The 19,901-nt window shown below is 59.7% G+C and carries 16 protein-coding genes; 10 read left to right on the forward strand and 6 right to left on the reverse strand.

The window, feature by feature from the left end; translation table 11 throughout:
• The first annotated feature begins 10 nt into the window (after positions 1 to 10).
• Both fdhF and ACR0LF_RS14310 read left to right on the forward strand, forming a co-directional pair.
• Positions 11 to 2,794 (forward strand): formate dehydrogenase subunit alpha, encoded by a 2,784-nt coding sequence (gene fdhF / locus ACR0LF_RS14305; protein ID WP_480580710.1) that lies wholly within the window; start codon positions 11 to 13, stop codon positions 2,792 to 2,794.
• A gap of 171 nt (positions 2,795 to 2,965) precedes the next feature.
• Positions 2,966 to 3,526, forward strand: coding sequence for a porin (locus ACR0LF_RS14310; protein ID WP_480580708.1), 561 nt, complete (start codon positions 2,966 to 2,968; stop codon positions 3,524 to 3,526).
• 72 nt (positions 3,527 to 3,598) lie between these two features.
• Here the strand turns inward: ACR0LF_RS14310 and ACR0LF_RS14315 are convergent, their stop codons facing one another.
• From ACR0LF_RS14315 to ACR0LF_RS14330, 4 genes are all read right to left on the reverse strand, one after another.
• Positions 3,599 to 7,687, reverse strand: coding sequence for a translocation/assembly module TamB domain-containing protein (locus tag ACR0LF_RS14315; protein WP_480580706.1), 4,089 nt, complete (start codon positions 7,685 to 7,687; stop codon positions 3,599 to 3,601).
• Positions 7,684 to 9,447, reverse strand: a complete 1,764-nt coding sequence (locus ACR0LF_RS14320) for an autotransporter assembly complex protein TamA (RefSeq protein WP_480580704.1) — start codon at positions 9,445 to 9,447, stop codon at positions 7,684 to 7,686. The genes ACR0LF_RS14315 and ACR0LF_RS14320 overlap by 4 nt, the downstream gene beginning before the upstream one ends.
• 284 nt (positions 9,448 to 9,731) lie before the next feature.
• Positions 9,732 to 10,718 (reverse strand): type I glyceraldehyde-3-phosphate dehydrogenase, encoded by a 987-nt coding sequence (locus ACR0LF_RS14325; RefSeq protein WP_480580702.1) that lies wholly within the window; start codon positions 10,716 to 10,718, stop codon positions 9,732 to 9,734.
• Positions 10,719 to 10,772: 54 nt separating this feature from the next.
• Positions 10,773 to 11,096 (reverse strand): hypothetical protein, encoded by a 324-nt coding sequence (locus ACR0LF_RS14330; protein ID WP_480580700.1) that lies wholly within the window; start codon positions 11,094 to 11,096, stop codon positions 10,773 to 10,775.
• A gap of 211 nt (positions 11,097 to 11,307) precedes the next feature.
• Between ACR0LF_RS14330 and ACR0LF_RS14335 the strand changes: the two genes are divergently transcribed.
• Positions 11,308 to 11,664 carry a hypothetical protein gene (locus tag ACR0LF_RS14335; protein WP_480580699.1) on the forward strand — a complete coding sequence of 119 codons (357 nt, stop codon included), beginning with the start codon at positions 11,308 to 11,310 and terminating at the stop codon, positions 11,662 to 11,664.
• A gap of 15 nt (positions 11,665 to 11,679) precedes the next feature.
• Here ACR0LF_RS14335 and ACR0LF_RS14340 read toward each other — a convergent pair whose 3' ends face one another.
• Complete coding sequence (locus tag ACR0LF_RS14340) at positions 11,680 to 12,615, reverse strand: 2-hydroxyacid dehydrogenase (RefSeq protein WP_480580697.1); 936 nt, start codon at positions 12,613 to 12,615, stop codon at positions 11,680 to 11,682.
• Positions 12,616 to 12,970: 355 nt separating this feature from the next.
• Here ACR0LF_RS14340 and ACR0LF_RS14345 point away from each other — a divergent pair, with 355 nt between their 5' ends.
• From ACR0LF_RS14345 to ACR0LF_RS14355, 3 genes are all read left to right on the forward strand, one after another.
• Complete coding sequence (locus ACR0LF_RS14345; protein WP_480580695.1) at positions 12,971 to 13,777, forward strand: thioesterase family protein; 807 nt, start codon at positions 12,971 to 12,973, stop codon at positions 13,775 to 13,777.
• A gap of 72 nt (positions 13,778 to 13,849) precedes the next feature.
• On the forward strand, positions 13,850 to 14,497 hold the full coding sequence (locus ACR0LF_RS14350; RefSeq protein ID WP_480580694.1) for a DUF1007 family protein: 648 nt from the start codon (positions 13,850 to 13,852) through the stop codon (positions 14,495 to 14,497).
• Positions 14,482 to 15,399, forward strand: a complete 918-nt coding sequence (locus ACR0LF_RS14355; protein ID WP_480580692.1) for a nickel/cobalt transporter — start codon at positions 14,482 to 14,484, stop codon at positions 15,397 to 15,399. Before ACR0LF_RS14350 ends, ACR0LF_RS14355 begins: the two co-directional genes overlap by 16 nt.
• Here the strand turns inward: ACR0LF_RS14355 and truA are convergent.
• The gene (gene truA / locus ACR0LF_RS14360) at positions 15,396 to 16,163 is read right to left on the reverse strand and encodes a tRNA pseudouridine(38-40) synthase TruA (protein ID WP_480580690.1); all 768 of its coding nucleotides are present in this window, start codon (positions 16,161 to 16,163) and stop codon (positions 15,396 to 15,398) included. The genes ACR0LF_RS14355 and truA overlap by 4 nt on opposite strands.
• A 107-nt stretch (positions 16,164 to 16,270) precedes the next feature.
• Here truA and ACR0LF_RS14365 point away from each other — a divergent pair, with 107 nt between their 5' ends.
• The 4 genes from ACR0LF_RS14365 to ACR0LF_RS14380 are packed head-to-tail and all read left to right on the forward strand — an operon-like array spanning position 16,271 to position 19,891.
• Positions 16,271 to 17,686, forward strand: coding sequence for a YcjX family GTP-binding protein (locus tag ACR0LF_RS14365; RefSeq protein ID WP_480580688.1), 1,416 nt, complete (start codon positions 16,271 to 16,273; stop codon positions 17,684 to 17,686).
• Complete coding sequence (locus ACR0LF_RS14370; protein WP_480580687.1) at positions 17,683 to 18,138, forward strand: N-acetyltransferase family protein; 456 nt, start codon at positions 17,683 to 17,685, stop codon at positions 18,136 to 18,138. Before ACR0LF_RS14365 ends, ACR0LF_RS14370 begins: the two co-directional genes overlap by 4 nt.
• Positions 18,131 to 19,120 carry a YcjF family protein gene (locus tag ACR0LF_RS14375; protein WP_480580686.1) on the forward strand — a complete coding sequence of 330 codons (990 nt, stop codon included), beginning with the start codon at positions 18,131 to 18,133 and terminating at the stop codon, positions 19,118 to 19,120. Before ACR0LF_RS14370 ends, ACR0LF_RS14375 begins: the two co-directional genes overlap by 8 nt.
• 60 nt (positions 19,121 to 19,180) lie before the next feature.
• Positions 19,181 to 19,891: a VIT1/CCC1 transporter family protein gene (locus ACR0LF_RS14380; RefSeq protein WP_480580684.1), complete on the forward strand. Its 711-nt coding sequence runs from the start codon at positions 19,181 to 19,183 to the stop codon at positions 19,889 to 19,891.
• Positions 19,892 to 19,901 lie beyond the last annotated feature (10 nt).

Genomic DNA, 19,901 nt, shown 5'->3' on the forward strand with positions numbered 1-19,901 from the left:
AGACAGAGCCATGCTTGATGCAAGCCCAACCAAGACCGTCACCTTCAACCTGAACGGCGAAGATGTCACCGTGCCCGAGGGCTGGACCATCTGGGAAGCCGCCAAAGGGCAAGGGTTCACCATCCCGCACCTGTGCCACAAGCCACAGCCGGGCTATCGCCCCGACGGCAACTGCCGCGCCTGTATGGTCGAGGTGGAAGGCGAGCGCACTCTGGTCGCCTCGTGCATCCGCCCCGCTGCGGACGGCATGGTGGTGAAGACCGACTCGGATCGCGCCGAGAAATCGCGCGCCATGGTCATGGAACTGCTGGTTGCTGACCAGCCCGAGGAAGCACACGACACCTCTAGCCATTTCTGGGACATGGCGAAGCTGAACGATGTCAGCGACAGCCGTTTTCCTGCGAAAGAGGCCGAGAAAATCCCGCTGCTGGATGACAGCCACGTTGCGATGCGCGTCAATCTGGACGCCTGCATCAACTGCAACCTTTGCGTCCGCGCCTGCCGTGAAGTGCAGGTCAATGACGTGATCGGCATGGCCGGTCGAGGACATACGGCACAGGTGGTGTTCGACCAGAACGACCCGATGGGCGATTCAACCTGTGTGGCCTGCGGTGAATGCGTTCAGGCCTGCCCCACGGGCGCCCTGATGCCCGCTACCGTACTGGACGACCAGCAGAAGGGTGACAGCAAGGATTACGACTCTGAGACCGAAAGCGTCTGCCCGTTCTGCGGTGTGGGCTGTAAAGTCTCGCTGAAGGTCAAGGACGGCAAGGTCAAATATGTCGAGGGCATCAACGGCCCGGCAAACGAAGGCCGCCTGTGCGTCAAAGGCCGCTTTGGCTTTGACTATATCCACCACCCGCACCGCCTGACCAAGCCTCTGATCCGGCGTGAGGACGCGCCTGAAAAGGGTTTGAACGTCGATCCGGGCAATCTGGACACCCATTTCCGCGAAGCGACCTGGGAAGAGGCGATGGATCTGGCCGCCACCAAGCTGATGGCCCTGCGCGAAGAAGATCCGCGCAGCGTCGCGGGCTTTGGTTCGGCCAAATGTACCAACGAAGAGGCGTACCTGTTCCAGAAGTTCATCCGTCAGGGATTCAAGCACAACAATGTCGACCACTGCACCCGTCTGTGCCACGCGTCGTCCGTTGCGGCTCTGATCGAGAACGTAGGCTCGGGCGCTGTGACCGCGACCTTCAACGAGATTGAAAACGCGGATGTGGCGATCATCATCGGCTCGAACCCGATCGAGAACCACCCGGTTGCGGCGACCTATTTCAAGCAGTTCGCCAAACGTGGCGGCAAGCTGATCGTGATGGACCCGCGCGGCGTCGGTATGCGCAAGTTTGCGGATGAGATGCTGCAATTCCGTCCGGGGGCGGATGTCTCGATGCTCAACGCGATCATGAACGTGATCGTCGAGGAAGAGCTGTATGACAGCCAGTACATCCACCGCTGGACCGAGAACTGGGAAGCCGAGAAAGAGCATCTGCGCCAGTTCACGCCCGAGGCGATGTCGCCGATCTGTGGCATCGAACCGGATCAGCTGCGCCGTGTCGCGCGCACCTTTGCGCAGGCCAAGGCCGGTCTGATCTTCTGGGGTATGGGTGTCAGCCAGCACATCCACGGTACCGACAACTCGCGTTGCCTGATCTCGCTGGCTCTGATGACTGGCAACGTTGGTAAACCGGGCGCGGGTCTGCACCCGTTGCGTGGTCAGAACAACGTGCAGGGTGCGTCTGACGCCGGTCTGATCCCGATGTTTCTGCCGGATTACCAGTCGGTCACCGATGACGGTATCCGGGCCAAGTTCAACAATGTCTGGAACTCGGACGATTTCTCGAACGAGAAAGGTCTGACCGTGACCGAGATCATCGATCAGGCCTATGCGGGCAACATCAAGGGTATGTATATCCAGGGTGAAAACCCGGCTATGTCCGACCCGGATGTAGGCCATGCGCGCGACGCGCTGGCCAAGCTGGAGCTGATGATCGTGCAGGATATCTTCCTGACCGAGACGGCGAACTATGCCGACATCATCCTGCCAGCCTCGGCGCTCTATGAAAAGAACGGCACGGTGTCGAACACCAACCGTCAGGTGCAGCGTGTGCGCCCCGCAGTGACACCTCCGGGTGAGGCGCGCGAAGACTGGAAGATCACAGTCGAGCTGGCACAGCGCATCGGGCTGAACTGGGATTACACCGACGTGTCACAGGTATTCGATGAGATGAAGCTGACGATGAACTCGCTCAACAACATCACATGGGATCGTCTGAAAACCGAAACCATCACCTACCCGTCGCTCAGCGAGACCGATCCGGGGCAGTCGATTGTGTTTGGCGATGGCTTCCCTCGCGCGGAAGGCAAGGCGCGTTTCACCCCGGCCAGCGTCATCCCACCGGATGAGGCCCCGGATGACGAATACCCGATGATCGCTACAACCGGGCGTCAGCTGGAGCATTGGCACACCGGGTCGATGACCCGCCGGTCCAACGTTCTGGACGCGGTGGAACCGGAAGCGAACTGTTCGATGAACCCGCGTACGCTCAAGCTGATGGGTATTGAGCCGGGCGAGATGATCCGTTTGACCACGCGTCGCGGTTCCATCGAGATCATGGTGCGGGCCGACCGGGCAATTGCCGAGGATATGGTGTTCATCCCCTTCGCCTATGTCGAGGCGGCGGCGAACATCCTGACCAACTCGGCCATCGACCCCTACGGCAAGATCCCCGAGTTCAAGTTCTCGGCCATCCGTGTCGAAAAGATCGCAGACGCCATCGCGGCGGAATAGTCCGCACCGTTATGCGATATGGTATTGGGCGGCCCTCAACGGGGCCGCTCTTTTTTGTTGTCCTCTGCCAAAAGACGGTGTTTTCCGCGCCTCAGTCGCACGCGAACTGGATCGTTTGCTCTTGCCGGTAACGAACCGGATCTGGAGGAGTTCCTTGGCCAGCATTCGGGCGTGAACTACGATTTTCTCGAATACTCTTCGACGGGCTCAGGTTCGAACGCGGTGTTCTTCCAGTATGAGGTTGCCGATTTTGCGTTTGGTACCTCTTATGACACCGACGCGAGCCAAGGGGCCGACCGTTGGGATGTCAGCGCGACCTACACGTATGACAACGTTTCGGCCACGTTGATTTACGGTCAAGCCAAAAGCGTCAATGGCGACAACGACCAGGACCTTGTCGTTCTGGCACTGGGTGCGGAATTGAGTGATTTCAACGGTACCCTATTCGTTGGTCGAGATGGCGACACGCTGAACAACAGTGCTGGCGAAAGAACCGACGGCACGGCCTATGGTCTGTCATTGGCTTACAATGTTGGTGCGGCCACTACGCTGACAGCAGCTTATGGTGACGGTTCCGCTGACGGTGACACCCAGCAATATGGTTTTGATGTCCTCTACGAACTGGGCGGCGGCAGCTTCGCCGCGCGGCGCTGTCGGGCACGAAAAGGTTGGCCGTCAGGGCCAAGGCCAAGTCCTTGCCGACTTCGGCGTTCTTTTCGACTTCTGTATTAATCTGAAGCCTTATATGGGGTTGGTCGTGGGACCAACCCTTTTTCATTCGCCCAGAGCGCGCAGCGCAATACCCTAGTAATCCCGTTCGAAAAACACGCCGATACCGGTTTCACCCCGGCCGTCAACGGTGCCTTTGACGGTGAAATTGTCGCTTACGTCGAGATTCAGGTTCACTTCGGTGTCGCCCTCGGTGTTCACAGTGAAATCGGTATAAAGGTTTTCACCCAGATAAGCCCCGGCACCTAACCGGCCTGCTCCGCCCTCCGATGCACCGATGTCGATCGTATCCACACCTGTGGATTCACGCAGTCCTTTGGTCGCATCGCCACCCGCCCCACTCAATTGCGCCAGTGAAGCTGCCATCTGTGCGATCAGGAATGGGGAGATTTCAGAGAACCGGTTCCCGAACAACAGCATCGCCAACGCTTCTTCGGCGGGGCGTTCAGGGTCGGAAAACACGTCGACCTCGGGCGAATCCAGCGGGCCCGCGATTTCGATTGTCGCCGTGCCGTCCGAAGTGCTGGCCGAGGATTCAAACTCGATATAGGGCGTCAGGTCGCCCTGAAGCGTGACGATGCCTTTGGTCAGCGCCAGCCTGCGGCCCAGAATGTCGAAATTTCCCCGGATCAGTTCGATCTGACCGGACGGAACAACCGAGGCTGTGGTGCCGCCGATAAAAATCCGGCCGCCCAGCTCGGCGTTCACACCACGTCCCCTGACAAACACCGCTTTGGGTGCCAGCAGGCTGATGTCCAACGCAATGCGAGAGGCGCTTTTGCCTGAGCCTTCTGTTGCAACCAATCCGGCGCGCTCTCGCGTGACGAAACCGGCACGGCTTTCGTTGATGTGTTCAATCTCCGGGATCGGTGCCGCGCCCACAGCGCCCGAGGCGGCTGCGAGGTTGATATTGGTCTCGTCAAACGTGATCTGACCAGCCAGCGAACTGTTTCCGGCCAAAGCGCCGGTCATCGCGATCTGGCCGTTCAGGGTGGTTTCGTACAGCAGCTGATCCGTCAGCACGAGGCTGTTGAGCGCGGTGGTGATTTGCGCATTGAACGGTGGCGTCAGGTCAACTGGCCCGTTCACGGTAAAGTTGCCGCCTGCACGAACCCCGCCGCTCAGGTTGATGTTTGCGCGGCTTTGCGCCAGATCCACCTGACCGCTGATCCCGGTGATGGTCTGACCAGCACCCGGAATGGCAAGGGACGTCCCAGACGTGGTCACTGACCCGCTTAACGACGCCAGCGCAGGCGCGCCTTTGAGGGCAAGGTTGAAACGCGCTGACCCGTCGATCTTGTTGGGGGTAATGAAAACATTCGCGATCCCAAGGTTGATCCCGCCCTGAGCGGTCAAATCGGCCTCGCCGCTGGTTTCGTCAAAGGTCCCGGTCACGGTGCTGTTTATGTCCGCAGGGCCTTGTGCAGTGGTATCGATGGTCCAGGTGCCATCGTCACGCTTGGCGGTTCCGGTCGCGGCAATAGTGCCGGGGAATTCAGGCACAAACCGTTCGATCCGGTTCAGTTTGGCGTCGAAATCCACATCCGCCGACCCGTTTTGATCGACCATTCCTGTCAAGCTGGCGTAAGAGCTGTCGGGCCCGTCCAGTCGCGCCGTACCTTCCAGCCCCGACCCGGTCGGAGCGACATTGCCGCTGAGGGTGAGCGGGCCGGACAAGGTCGGTGAAAGGCGGTTGAGATCGTCCAGTTTGGCAGAGAAGTCCAAGCCGCCGGCGTTTCGGTCCAGCTTGCCTGACGCATTGGCCGACAGGGCGGTTCCGATCAATTGGAACGTGCGAATGTTCAGGCCTTCGTCACCGTTCAACGCGTCCACGGTCAGGTTCGTGCGTCCTTGGATCAGGTTATCGACCGTGTCGATCCCGGTTTTGATATCGTCCGCAGCCAAGTTGCCTTTGACGTCGAACGCTTTGCTGCCCACTGCGCCTTTGCCAGCGACATCCGCACGGATCGCGCCTGCCAGATCGCGCTGTGCAAGGCCGGAGAACAGCGACAGATCCGGGATGTTCAGATTGGCTTGTCCGTCTACCGCCAAAGCGCTTTTGGGGTCGTCTATCGTAGCAGAGGCTTTGGCTGTCAGGGCCGTGCCGTTCACAACCGCGTCGCGGATCACGATCTGATCCTGACTCAATGCGCCGTCAAAGGTGATCTCGGTTCGGCCAACCAGAAGGGGATCGATTTCCGACATGCCGGTCTTGATATCCCGGCTGAGCACGCTGGCCGTGCCGTCAAATTCCAGCGTCTGAACGGCACCTTTACCGGCCAGTTTCGCCTGCACCGCACCGCCGAGTTCGCGATTTGCGAGGCCCGAGAATATGGAAAGGTCCCGGGCGTTGACGGTCGCTTGGCCGTCAATGGTGACATTGCCTTCGGGGGTCGTCACCGTGCCGTCAGCCTGCGCGCGCAGCGTGTCGCCGATCAGTGTGAAATCCCGGATCGTTACACCATCCGCGCCTCGTTTGGCGTCCAGTGTGATCGTTGTGTTGCCGCGGATCACCGGATCGATGTCACCCCGTCCGGTGGACAGGTCATTCCCTTCAACTTCCAGCTTGCCATCAAAACTGCCTTCCAGCGGCGAGCCTTGGCCCGTAAGGCGGGCAGAGGCCTGACCGCCCAATTCCAATTTTGCCAGATCCGAGAAACGCGATAGGTCTGTCGCCTCCAACGTGGCTGTGCCGTCAACGGCCAGACCGCTGGAAAGTCCACTGATCAACGCGTCAACGCCCAGCTCATAATCCGAGCCGACCAGCTCGAAACCGGACAGGTTCACGGTCTGGTCGCTGCCATAGGCAAACGTACCGTCCAATGTGATGCGGTCCCCGACCGCTGCTTTCAGGGCGTCGTCAGTCAGATCGATTCCGTCCAGAGCAGCTTGCAGATCACCGTCCAGTTTCAGGGTGTCACCCTGTTCAAGCGTTCCCTGCGCCGAGATTTGCGCGCGCCGCAGGTCGAGCTGTTCGGTCTTCACGGCATTCGCAGTCAGGCTCAGGTCCCAAAGATTGCCGTTCTTTGCGTCGTAAAGCGCGGAAATCTGAGCAGCTTCAATCGACGTGCCTCCGCCCGAGACGGGCAGAACCACGCTTTGTCCGTCCGGAGGTGTAATGCGCCCCTGAAGAGCCGCCAGTTGCAGACGGCTGCCCGCCGCCAATTGTAACTCACCCTCAAGGGTCAGCGCTTGCGAAGTAAGCTTCAAATCGCTGATGGTCAGCGCACCTTCAGGCTGCGTCCGCCCATCCACAAACAGCTGTGTTTTGCTGCCGAAGAACGTATCCATATTGTCGGCAACAAAGGGCGTCAGATCACCGCCCAGATCGGCGGTAAAGGCAATGCCCTCGTCAGCGCTTGCTGCGGCGGTCGGGGCCGATTGCAAGCGAACCTGACCGGTCACCCGAGGCTGACCATCGCTGCTGAGGCCGATATCCGCCGTAAAATCCGTCACCGGCCCGGACCCTTTAGCCGTCAATCCGATCGGCGGGCTGTCCGGGATTTTCAAGGCGGTCGATATCAGGCCACCCGCAGCCTCGGTCACCTGAAGGTCCAGATCGATCTGGCTGTCAGCGTTTTGAAAGCCCGCGCTCAGCTTGATCTCATCACCGGCGCGGTCCAGACGTGTGATGTCCAGACTGGTATCCAGCGCCCCGTCGGCCAGCGACAGGCTGCCATTCACGGCCAGTTCTGCCGCGACACCGATCAGGGGCTCGCCCAAGGCCAGTTCATCGATGCGGATTTCTCCGATTTCGATTGCAACCGGCAATTCAGGTAGCTGAAAGGCCTGTGTTTCGGCAGCAGGAGGCGGCGTATCCTTGGTTGTGGTGCCCGGCGCGCGGGCCACGTCGATTTCCTGCGCGGTCAGAGCATTGACCGAGAACCGCCCGCGGATCAAAGCCAGACGGTTCCAGTCCAGCTCGGCATCTTTGATGGTTAGCCAGACCCCTTCGTCATCGGCGACAGTGATCTCTGCAATGGTGGCGCGCGAGCTCAGCGCGCCTTGCAGGCCTTTCACGGTGACATTCTGATCGTCGCCCGACAGCGTATCCTGTAGGAACCGCTCGATCATGCTGCCGCCTTCGTCCTCTTGTGCAGAGCCGGCAACAGGCACAAACACCAATGCGCCAATCAGCAGAGGATATGAAAGGTATCGTTTCAAAACGCCTGTCCGATCCCAATGTAGAACTGAAGCCCGTCCCCGGTGGGGCCGCTGACCGGAAAGGCCAGATCAAAGCGCAGGGGTCCAAATCCGCCCAGATCATATCTTACACCAATACCGGCGCCAGAGTGGTCTTCCGCACCGCTGCCGATAAAGGAAGACGTATCAACGACACCGTAGTCGTAAAACCCGACCAGAGACAGGCTGTCGGTGACTTTGCCCCGAATTTCACCAGACAAGCCAATAAAGGACTTGCCGCCCGCGATGCCGGTTCCAACCGGAATGCCGAGACTTTCAAACGGTTGCCCGCGCACGGTTCCGGCACCGCCGGAGAAGAACAGAAAGTCAGGTGTAACACCGTCTGCGGGTGGGCCAATGACTGATCCCAACTGCGCTCTGCCCGCCAGTACCAGCCTTCCACCCGTGCCAAGGCTGGTATAGGCGCGGCCATCAAAGAACATGCGAATGCCGGTGTCAGTGCCGGAAAATCCGACAAAGGGCATCACCTGCGAATCCAGATAGAAACCGCGTGTGGCGCTGACTTTGCTGTCACGCTCATCCCATTCGGATCGGAACGGCAGGATGAAGTACCTGAACTTGCGACCGTTTCCATATGCGTCATCCGCATCCGACCACTGAAACCCTGCTGACGCCTCAGCGTACAGTTTGTCCGAGAATGTACGACGCGCACCGTAAGCCAACGAAGCCACGGTCACGTTGTAGTTTTCCGTGTTGCGGCGTTCCAGCAATGCGCTCCAGAACGTATTGTCATCGGGGCCAAGCCGGTCCGGTTGATCCAGACGCAACCCGATCCGGCCATCGATATCCTCGGCCCCGCCGATGTTGCGTATCGCAGCTTCAAAGCGCAAACGTTCGGCGCGTCTGAACATGTTGCGATGGGTCCAGGTCGCAGTCACATCAACCCCATCGCGAGAGGCCAGTTCAACCCCAAAGGTCAGGCGACGTTTAGGCAGGTCTTCGAACGTGGCATCGAAATCCAAGGTTCCATCCGGATTTGCCGTCTCACGTTCCTGAAGTGAGACAACGTTGAATGTCCCTGTCCGACGCAACCGGGTTCCGACCTTCTGGATTTTTTCGGGCGAATAGACTTCTCCGCTTGGGAACCCGGCAATCTTTTCGATGGACCGGTGGCGCACATCCGTGTCGCCCTTAATGAACATTTTGCCAAATGTCAGTCGACGGTCGGGATCAAGCTCGATTTGCGCGTCCAGACGGGCCTGAGCGTGGCGCGCGATAACGGTCTGGTTCGCAACCCCGGCTTTGGCGTGGCCGGCGTTCCTCCATCCCTGCACTCCGGCCGAAGCGGCTTGTTGAATAGCGCCGGTTGTCGCCAGCTTCCCAGGTGCGAAGTTTTCGGGCAGTTCCGTTTCGGGGGCGAGGGGTTGAACACTGGCCGTTCCAAATTTGAAACTCGGCCCGGTTTCAACGGTTATCGCGGCGCGATTGATTTGGGTAGGTACTGTAAGCGAGCTGAGTTCCGCCGCTTCCTGCCCGTCCAGCTTGATGCTGACGACCGGGCTGAAATACCCCTCATCATATAGAATTTGAACAATCGTGCGGTAATCCGACAGGGCTGCGGACAGGATTTCAAGCGGCGTGTCGAGGCCGCGTTCTTCGGCCGTCGTTACCGAAGATGTCTCTTTGAGGCGTTCAACAAGTTCTTTTGACGCGCCCGGAGCAGTGAGAGATGTTTCCAACGCTGCCAGAGTGGTTGGGGCCAAAGCCACGACAGCGGCCATTAGCCAGCACCTCAGACGGCCTTGCCGCGCTCTCCCTTGCATGAATTGCCCCAAATGTCCCAGTTCTAAATCTCTTGCCCGTGCTGTGCGCGGACCATTGAATTCAGGTTAGAGCATCTGAAAGCGATGGGGAAAAGGGATTTAACGCGGGATACGGAAATTTCGACCAAACTGTGTTGACGATACAGCCCAGGCGTTTCGGATTCTGCGGATGTCGGCCCTGGCTTCCAACGGCACGCCCTTCGGGGGTCATGCGATGCCTCCCTAACCGGCGCGCGCTCTGGCTAGTCGGCTGCCATTAGGCGGGCCACGTCCAGCATTCGGGCCGAGAAGCCCCATTCATTGTCGTACCAGCCAAAAACCCGAACCTGATTTTCTCCGACCATCCGGGTTTCCGGCCCGGCAATAATCAGCGATTCCGGGCGGGTACGCAGGTCGGACGAGACCAGCGGCATATCTGTCCAGCCAAGAACAGGCGAGGTGGCGACAGCCTGTTTCAGGGCTCGATCGAAGGTTTCGGCGCTCATACCGCGCTGCAAAGTGACCACGAGGTCCACGGCAGACACGCTTGCCGTCGGAACACGGACAGCCGCGCCCGAGATGCGCCCGGCCAGATGCGGCAGGACGACGTCGATCAGGTGTATGGCGCTCGAGGTCGTCGGCACCATCGACAGCGCACCCGCCCGAGAGCGCGCGAGGTCCCCGCGCGGGGCATCGACCATGGGCTGGCTGTTTGTGTAGCAGTGGATGGTCGTCATGTGCCCCGAAGCGATACTTCCGATATCGTCGATGACCTTGACCAGCGGGACCAGCCCATTGGTGGTGCAGGATGCATTGGACACGATCCGGGCGTCGCCCAGCTGACCCTCATTGGCACCCAGCACGATGGTGACCTCAGCCGCGGGAGAAGGGCCTGAGATCAGGACTTTCCCGGCACCTGCAGACAAACCTCGGCGCGCGACATCGGAACTGCGGGCAACACCGGTACAGTCCAGCATCACGTCCACGCCTGACAGGTCAACGCGGGTCAGATCGGCGCAGTGGGTCATATGGATCGTGCGCCCGTCCACGATCAGCGCGTCATCCCCTTTGGACACATCGCCGGGATAGGGGCCGAAGGTGCTGTCGTATTTGAACAGGTAAGCGCAGGTTTCCAGCGGCGCGATGTCATTGATCAGCGCCAGCTCGATATCTGACCCTTCCGGCAGGGCCAGAACCTGCCGCAGGATCGTGCGGCCGATGCGGCCGAATCCGTTAATCGCGAGTTTCATGCGCAAGCTATGGCAGGCCGGTCGGGTGACCTCAATGCCCGATCTGGCCCTGCGTCAGTTACAACTGACCTGCGAGAAAAACTGGCCCGAGATGTTCTGATACATGCTGGCCACGATCGGTTTGCACCCGGTTGCCTGCTGGATCGCAGCAATCGCCTGAATCGTGCGCAGGCGCGGTGGGGGGCCGAACGGGTTGAGGTTGTTGTTGTCACGCGTAGCGCGGTAGATGACCGGCGCGTCAGAGACTTGCGTCACAGCCCAGGTGCGGCTCATGACGAAAACGGATTTGGTATCTTCCTTGGCGGAAATGGGCGAGGTGAAAAGGGTCGCGGTTGCAGCGAGTGCGGTAATGGCCAGCAGGGCGGGGCGCAGTTTCATGGAACAATCTCCAGTGATCAAAATCGGAATTTACTTGGATTTCAGCAAATTCCGGCCTGTGTGTGAAGCCCCGAGGCCATAAAATCACAACGAATTCCAGCCACGCGAAAGGTTTGATCGGGAAAATTTGAAGCTTCAAGTCAAGGGCTTGGCCCTGCCGGATCAGGGGTATATCTTTGACCGCAAATGATTTCAGTTTTGTGAGGCCGCCATGAAAGCCCCGATTTTAAACGCCCTAGCCACCTGCGGCGTTCTTTTGACACCCAGTTTGGTCGAGGCCAAGCCGTTATCCCGAATCATTGCCGAGATGGGGTTGTCCCCGGCGGATTTCGAAGTGGTCAACGCAGCCTCAAACACGCTTTTGACCAGTGGCACACCGTCCGTCGGTCAGGAGCGGTCGTGGAAAAATGACGACACCGGTTCAAAGGGCACAATTCGGGTGCGAAATGTGCAGGGAAATTGCGTCAGCCTGCAGCATGTCATTCAGCCGGAAGGCGGCGATCAAAGCAGGGAAATCCGGACGCGCCGGTGCAATGATGGCAATGGCAACTGGATTCTCACGCCCTGATAGCTGAATCCGGTATCAGTATCCCTGATCCCGGTTCACTTCATGCAGCAAAGGCGCGCCCGCGTTGAGCCTTTGGAAGTTTTCAGCCACATCTGACAGGGCGTCGCCCAGATGCCAGCCCGAGACATGCGGTGTGATCGTCACGCCGGGGTGCCGCCACAGCGGGTTGCTTTGTGGCAATGGTTCCTGTGACGTGACGTCCAGTACAGCATGGCCCGGAGCGCCTGCGTCCAGCGCGGCGATCAGGGCGGGTTCGTCGATCAGATCTCCGCGCCCCGCGTTCAGCAACTGACTGCCGGGTTTCATTTCTGCCAGCATCTGAGCGTCGAACAGGCCAGTGGTTTGCGGGGTCGAGGGCAGAATGGCGCAGACGTGGTCACATTGGCCAAGAAGAACCGGCAAAGTCTCCTGTCCATTCAGGCAGGTCACGCCATCGATGTCCTTGGGTGTGCGGCTCCAGCCCATCACCTGAAACCCGACGGCGCGCAACATCCGTGCGGTACGGGCCCCGATGTGACCCAGACCCAGAACGCCAACAACCGTGTCTGGCGTAAAGATTGGCTCACGCGGTGACCACTCAGCGCGCGCTTGCGCATTTTCGTGAAATGCCATGTGCCGCTGGGCACGCAGGATATAGGCCAGAAACCACTCGGCAATGCCCTGCGCAGGTGCGTCCGGTTTCAGACGGGCAATGCGTACGTGGCCAGGCAGGTTAGGGTGGCTTACAATGGTCTCGACCCCGGCACCCAGTTTCTGAACCAGTTTCAGGTTGGGCAGGCGCGCAGGGTGATCACGTTGCATGCTGACCACGGCCAGCATCGTGATGTCTTCGGGATTCCCTAATGTCTGGGCTGTGCGGATATCCGCATCCGGCAACACGGCCTGCAATTTGCTGGCAATTTCGGCATCACTTATCCAATCGGATAACCCGGTTTCGATTAACAATGCCATGCGTAGCTCCTGCAGACTTTTGAAGTGGTGACGTCCCGTCATACCAGTGGACAGGCCCCGGGCAGTTAAGCCATCCTTGCTTTGAATGTATAGGCTGGTTTTGATGCCAAAGAAGGAAGCATCCGCAAACATGATTGTAACCCGACCCGAGGATACCGGGTTCTTCTTCAACGCGTAATCGATTTGACTTGGGGTGAGGTCATACGGAAAGACCAATCGAGTTTTCTTGAAGGTGTGGGTAGAGCCGCTTGAAGGGTAGGGATGTGCAACGGTTCTGCCTCCGGCCTTGTGCATGTGGACTGGTCGTATGCCGACCTAAGGACACGTTGAAACAAATAACAGAGCTGAGGGGCTTATGGCAGCAGCGCTAGATTTTACGGACAAGACCTATTTTCACCAGCGCGAGGATGGGGCGTTTGTTGGCAATGATGCCGCGCGCGGGCCGTGGTCTGCCGATCACTGTCACGCAGGGCCGGTCAGCGGGTTGATCGTGCGTGCGGCCGAAACCGAAGTTGGCCCTGAAAAGATGCTGACCCGCCTGACCGTTGACCTTCTGCGCCCTCTACCCCTGGCCGGTCTGCGGGTCGCGGCCGAGACCACACGTCACACCAAGACGCTCGCGACCACACGGGTCACGGTGCATGATCTGGACGATACGCTTTGCGCAACGGCCACCACCATGCATGTGGTGCGGCGGGATCTGGGGCCCGTGGCCAACGTGGAAAACACTGGACCAAGGGTAGAAGACACGATTGATGGCCCTTTTCCCATCGGTGAGATTCGTCACGATCTGCCCTGTTTTGCCCATTACAGCGACATTCGATATCTCAAAGGGGGCAAGCAGGGGGCCGGTCCTAAAACGGTCTGGATGCGAACCCCGCAGCTTTTGCAGGGAGAGGTCCAGTCGCCCATCCAGTCCCTGTGCCCGTTGGCCGATTGCGGCAACGGTATCTCGTGGAACGCGCCAACTTCGGAAATGGGATTCATGAACACGGATCTGACCGTGAATATCCACCGAGAGCCGGTCTCGGACTGGTTGGCGTCAGATTCGGTCTCGCATTGGCAGTCTTCCGGTATCGGGATGTCGCAGGCCGTGTTGTATGACAGGCAGGGGCCCGTAGGCACGGCTTTGCAGACGCTGGTTTTGTTCCCACCGGGCTGAGGGTCGGCTGGTTCTTGCATTTAGAAAGCGAATGCCGTTGCCGCCATGGATCAAGGGACCTATCTTGCGCACATGCGTTGGTTGCTCACCGTCATATCCTGTTGTCTGCCGATCCCGGCATTGGCCCACCCGCATGTGTTCATCGACACCGGGTTGGAATTCATCATTGATGAGACCGGTCAACTGACCCATGTCCGCGTGACCTGGGTCTATGACGAGTTCTACTCGTTGCTGGTTATGGAAGACATGAAGCTCGATCAGGATGCCGACGGTGTTCTGACGGAAAGCGAAGAACAGTTCCTGACCGGCTTCGATATGCAATGGGTTGAAGGGTACAATGGCGACCTTGTTGTAACTGCTGACGGTTCGCCCGTTGCTTTGTCCGGCCCGATGGAACCGCATGCGACCGCCGAAGACGGACGGGTCGTGACCACGCATCTGCGGGCAGTTGAAGGTGGGGCAGTTTCGGCCACGGCATTGTCCGCGAAAGCGTTTGATGAGACTTACTATACCGCGTACGAAATGACGCGCCCGGTCGTTGTCGCCGGCCCTTCCACCTGCCAGATGGATCGTTTCGATCCTGATATTGATGGCCAGCTTGCGCAGATGCAGGCCTTCCTGCTAACGCTTGATGCAGATTACGATCTTGAGGAAAACGACATTCCCCTGGTCGGTGAGAATTTTGCCACCGAGATCCGCCTTTCATGTCCCGCTACCTGATTGTTCCGGTTGCTCTTGCCTGTGGTTTGTTGCTCTGGTTCTGGGGCAGTGGTGGATTTGACGCTCTGGCGGCCTGGGCCGCAGGAGAACAACGCGAGTTCCAGAACCAGATCGCCCGTTCCCTGCGCGCGGCACGCGCGGAACAGCCCGAAGCAGTGGCCACGCTGCTGACCGTTTGTTTCGCATATGGTTTCTTTCATGCCATTGGCCCCGGCCACGGTAAGGTTCTGATCGGTGGTTACGGACTGGGTCGACGTGTGGCGTTCTGGCGGTTGTCCGCGATCAGTGTGCTGTCCAGTCTGGGTCAGGCTGTGACGGCAGTTGTGTTGGTCTATGCCGGTGTTCTGGTGTTCCGGATGTCGCGCGAAAGCCTTGTCGGGGCGACCGAGCAGGTGATGGCCCCGATCAGCTACGGTGCCATCGCGCTGATTGGTCTTTGGTTGGTTTTCCGGGCTGTGCGCAGCTTCGCGCGGCGGCAGAAGACCCAAATCACGCATGATCACGACGACCATCATCACCATCATGATGACGGTGTCTGCTCGGATTGCGGTCACCGGCACGGCCCTACAGCGGAAGAGGTCGCAAATGTGGGTACTCTGCGCGAAGCCCTGATCCTGATCGCTGGTATCGCAGCGCGTCCCTGTACCGGTGCATTGTTTGTGCTGATCCTGACCTGGCAGATGGGGATCGCCATGGTGGGTATCGCCGGTGCTTTTGCAATGGCTCTGGGTACGGCGACAGTAACGACGTTGGTCGGCTGGACGTCCTTCGGTCTGCGCGGAGGGTTGCTGGCCTCTGCCTCGGCCACTCGCTTTGCGTCGATTCTGGCCCCGACCATCGAACTGGTCGCAGGCCTTGTCATAGCGGTGATTGCCGGCGGTTTGCTGTTACGCGCGATTTAGTCGAATACCGGGTCAGGGTAGCCGACCCGCGCCAGATACAGTCCTTGCGGCGGGCAGACGGGCCCGCAGGCGGCACGGTCGGCAGATTCCAACGCATCGCGCACGTCCTCTGGCGTCCACGCTCCGGCACCGACACGTTCCAGAGTGCCCACGAAACTGCGGACCTGATTGTGTAGAAACGACCGGGCGCGTACGTGGAAATGCACTTCGGGGCCCGAAAAGCCCTGAACCTGCTCGACCCGCAACTCATCCAGAGTTTTAACCGGGCTGGCGGCCTGACAGATCGAGGACCGGAACGTTGTGAAATCATGCCGCCCTAGCAACATGTTGGCCCCGTCCTGCATGGCGTCGACATCCAACTGATGATTGATCTGCCAGACCTGTCCCCGGTCATGAGTTGCCGGGGCACGGCGCATCAGGATGCGGAACAGGTATTGCCGCTCCAACGCAGAAAATCGTGCATGCCAATCTTCGTCGACACGTACGGCCTTCACAATCGCCACAGGTTGGGGCTTGAGGTGATAGTTCAGCGCTTCGGACAGGCGGAAGGGGTCCCATTCCTTGGCCATGTCGCAATGGGCAACCTGACCCAGCGCGTGAACCCCAGCGTCGGTGCGTCCTGCGGCGGCAATCGTATGCGCCCCCGGTTGGATGCGGGACAGGGCCTCTTCAATGGCCCCCTGAACAGACGGCAGTTCCTTTTGCCGCTGCCACCCGGCAAACGGCTCCCCTTGGTATTCAACTTTCAATGCATATCTGGGCATGCGCCGCTGGTACAGCGCGACGCGGGAACGGGCAAGGGGGCGAAAGCGCTGGTATGTGCCGCACCCTCTACCTATCTTGGGTAAAACGAAAATTGCGGGGCGACAGTTTGGTCATCTCATCACTGGCAGACAGTCTTGTGCGCGGTGTCGAAACCATCGGCGACAGCGTGTCCGAGACGTTTTTCGAGCCGGTCATCCGTCTGGGTGTCACCGGGCTGGCGCGGTCGGGCAAGACGGTTTTCATCACCTCTCTGGTCGCAAACCTGCTGGATCGTGGGCGCATGACCGGGTTGGCCGCGCAGCAAGAAGGCCGGATCAATGCCGCCTATCTGCAACCGCAGCCGGACGATACGGTGCCGCGTTTCGACTATGAAACGCACCTGTCCGCCCTGACCGGCCCCGCGCCGCATTGGCCAGACAGCACCCGTGCCGTGTCGGAATTGCGCCTATCTTTCAAAGCGCGCCCTGCCGGGTTGCTTGCCGGGTTGCAGGGGCCGCGCACCATTCATCTGGACATCGTGGATTATCCTGGTGAATGGCTGCTGGATCTGGCCTTGCTGGACAAGTCCTACGGAGACTGGTCGCAGGAAACCCTTACGCGCATTGAAAACCGGGCGGAGGCGGCCGCGTATCTGGCGCAGGTCAAGGCGACAGACCCGTCCGGTGCGCATGACGAGCCGTCCGCGCAAGCTCTGGCATCGTCTTTTACCACTTATCTTAATCAGGCACGCGAAGCAGGGTTCTACGACTGCACACCGGGGCGTTTCCTGCTGCCGGGTGATCTGGCGGGCTCGCCGGTGCTGACCTTTGCGCCTTTGGCGGTGTCCGGCCCGTCGAGGCGCCGAACACTGCATCGTGAGATGGAGCGGCGGTTTGAAGCCTATAAATCCCAGGTGGTGAAGCCCTTTTTCCGTGATCATTTTTCGCGGATCGATCGGCAGGTGGTTCTTGTCGATGCGCTGGGCGCAATCCACAAAGGCCCGCAGGCGGTCGAGGATATGCGCCGTGCGATGGCGGATATCCTGTCGGCCTTTCGCCCCGGTCGGAACGCGTGGCTCAGCCAGTTGTTGTTGGGCAAACGGGTCGAACGCATCTTGTTTGCGGCGACAAAAGCCGACCATCTGCACCACACGCAACATCCCCGCCTGACCGCGATCATCGAAGCCTTGACACGTGAGGCCCGCGACAGGGCGAATTTCGCAGGCGCACAAACGGCGGCGTTGTCGTTGGCCTCGCTGCGCGCCACGACCGAAGAGTTTCGCAATCACAACGGTGTAGAATTGCCGTGCGTGAGGGGCACATTGCTGGATAGCGGGAAACAGGCTGCTTTCTATCCCGGCGATTTGCCCGAGGATCCAGCGCATCTATTGGGTCCGGCACGAAATGGAGCGGACAGTTGGCTGGATGAGGACTATGGGTTTATGGCTTTTGCCCCGGCGTTTCTGACCCTGAAACCCGGCGATGGCCCTCCGCATATCCGTCTGGACCGCGCGGTCCAGTTCCTGATCGGAGACAGGCTGTGATCGTGACCCTGCGCCCTGCACGTACAACAGATGCCGGTACAATCGGAGCGATCCTGCACGGCTTCGCATTGGAAAACGACTGGATGCCCAAACTGCACAGTTGCGCCGAAACCATCGCTTTTTGCGGCCGGATGATTGATCAGGATTGGGTCACCGTGGCCGAGGGTGAAGCGGGTGTGGTTGGGTTTCTGGCGCTCAACGGCACGGAAATTCACTCGCTCTATCTGGACGCACAGGCGCGCGGGCAGGGGATCGGGCAGCAATTGCTGAACCATGCGAAGTCCGACCAAACGCAACTGAGTTTGTACGCGTTTCAGGCCAACACCTCTGCCTGTAGGTTCTATGAACGCAACGGTTTCGCCGAAGTGGGGCGCAGCGATGGCGCAGATAATGACGAAAACCTGCCGGACATTAGATTTGTCTGGCACAGCAAAGGTATGACCCATGGCTAAAGGCCCGGTGCTGATCGATCTTGAAACGGATGAGCCTGCCGCCGATGTCGCGACAGCGCCGCCGGTGCCGGACATCGCGCAGCCTCAGGGGCAGGCGATGAAAGGCGCTGCACGACTCGCTGCCCGCAAACCGTCAGTCCTTGCGCGCTGGTTCTGGGGGTTGGCTCTGGCTGTTGTCGGGGCCGCCATTTCCGTTACGGCATGGGACTTCGCAACCTCGTTGGTGGCGCGGACGCCCGTCCTGGGGTGGATCGTCGCTGGCTTGATGGCCGCATTGGTTCTGGTGGCACTGATCATTGTACTACGCGAACTGGCGGCTCTAGGGCGCTTGTCGCGAGTCGACGGAATGCGCCGTGCGGCAGATGCCGCATTGGCGGATGACGATCTGGCTCAGGCCCGCGTAGTTACCACGCGTTTGATCGCCTTTTACAAAGGGCGCGAAGACACCCGCTGGGGTCGTGAACGATTGGCGGAACGTATGGGGGATCAATTCGATGCCTCAGCGCTGCTGGCCCTTGCCGAAGATGAAGTGCTGGCCCCGCTGGATCAGGCTGCCAGTCGCGAGGTCGAGGCCGCGGCAAGGCAGGTTGCGACCGTGACTGCCTTGGTGCCTTTGGCACTTGCAGATGTGGTGACTGCGCTGGCCGCGTCGCTGCGGATGATCCGTCGGGTTGCGGAAATCTACGGTGGTCGCGCGGGCACGTTTGGCAGTTGGCGCCTGACCCGTGCTGTCTTTGTGCATCTGGTCGCCACAGGGGCAGTGGCCGTTGGCGACGATCTGCTGGAACCAGTTCTGGGCGGTTCCGTCCTCAGCAAATTGTCCCGCCGGTTCGGAGAGGGTTTGGTTAACGGGGCCCTCGGCGCTCGTGTAGGTGTGGCCGCGATGGAAGTGTGCCGCCCGCTGCCGTTCTCTGGCAGGCATAAACCGTCAACGCGAGGGGTTATCAAACGAGCCCTGCAAGGCCTGTTTTCCAAGGGTTGATCCAAAACAAGGCGTCTCGGCGTATCCTTCGGCACACTGAATGTGTCGGAGGAGCCAGCCATGACGGATCACGGTCACAGCCCGCAGGAGATCGCCGAACGGATCAATGCACCACCCGGCCGAGGTGTGTTGCGCGATGTTGTTTATGGCGGCATCGACGGGTCTGTCACCACCTTTGCCATCGTGGCAGGCGTCGCAGGGGCCGGGCTTTCCCCGTTTGTCATCGTGGCGCTGGGCCTGGCAAATGTTTTTGCAGACGGGTTTTCCATGGCTGCGGGCAATTATTCCGGCACCAAGGCCGAACTGGACAACATTCGGCGTATCCGGGCGGTCGAAGAGCGCCATATCGCGCTTTATCCCGATGGCGAACGGAATGAAGTGCGAGAGATCCTCGCGCAAAAGGGGCTGTCAGGCGAGGTTCTGAGCGAGGCCACAGCCGAGATCACCTCGAGCCGTGAAAACTGGATCAACCTGATGATCGAAGGCGAATATGGGTTGGGTGGCGTCGATCCAAATCCAATGAAGGCTGCGCTGGCCACGTTTTTTGCGTTTCTGGTAGCCGGGATGATCCCGTTGTTGCCGTTCCTCGCCTCGGTGCCGAACGCTTTTGCGGTATCTGCCTGGATGACCTTGGGGGTCTTCTTTGCGATAGGCGCGCTCAAAAGCCGGTGGTCGCTGGCCCCCTGGTGGCGGTCAGGAATGGAAACGCTTTTGATCGGCGGGCTGGCTGCATTGATCGCGTATCTTGTCGGGTCTCTGTTCCACCCATAAATTTTGCAGC

Source organism: Ruegeria sp. E8, assembly GCF_056533985.1.

Excerpts from the sequence above, each read along its gene's own strand:
- ACR0LF_RS14380 (WP_480580684.1), top strand. The coding sequence starts at position 19,181 with ATGACGGATCACGGTCACAGCCCGCAGGAGATCGCCGAACGGATCAAT.
- ACR0LF_RS14355 (WP_480580692.1), top strand. The coding sequence starts at position 14,482 with ATGTCCCGCTACCTGATTGTTCCGGTTGCTCTTGCCTGTGGTTTGTTG.
- ACR0LF_RS14350 (WP_480580694.1), top strand. The coding sequence starts at position 13,850 with ATGCGTTGGTTGCTCACCGTCATATCCTGTTGTCTGCCGATCCCGGCA.
- ACR0LF_RS14375 (WP_480580686.1), top strand. The coding sequence starts at position 18,131 with ATGGCTAAAGGCCCGGTGCTGATCGATCTTGAAACGGATGAGCCTGCC.
- ACR0LF_RS14330 (WP_480580700.1), bottom strand. The coding sequence starts at position 11,096 with ATGAAACTGCGCCCCGCCCTGCTGGCCATTACCGCACTCGCTGCAACC.
- truA (WP_480580690.1), bottom strand. The coding sequence starts at position 16,163 with ATGCCCAGATATGCATTGAAAGTTGAATACCAAGGGGAGCCGTTTGCC.
- ACR0LF_RS14335 (WP_480580699.1), top strand. The coding sequence starts at position 11,308 with ATGAAAGCCCCGATTTTAAACGCCCTAGCCACCTGCGGCGTTCTTTTG.
- fdhF (WP_480580710.1), top strand. The coding sequence starts at position 11 with ATGCTTGATGCAAGCCCAACCAAGACCGTCACCTTCAACCTGAACGGC.
- ACR0LF_RS14320 (WP_480580704.1), bottom strand. The coding sequence starts at position 9,447 with ATGGCCGCTGTCGTGGCTTTGGCCCCAACCACTCTGGCAGCGTTGGAA.
- ACR0LF_RS14340 (WP_480580697.1), bottom strand. The coding sequence starts at position 12,615 with ATGGCATTGTTAATCGAAACCGGGTTATCCGATTGGATAAGTGATGCC.
- ACR0LF_RS14325 (WP_480580702.1), bottom strand. The coding sequence starts at position 10,718 with ATGAAACTCGCGATTAACGGATTCGGCCGCATCGGCCGCACGATCCTG.
- ACR0LF_RS14345 (WP_480580695.1), top strand. The coding sequence starts at position 12,971 with ATGGCAGCAGCGCTAGATTTTACGGACAAGACCTATTTTCACCAGCGC.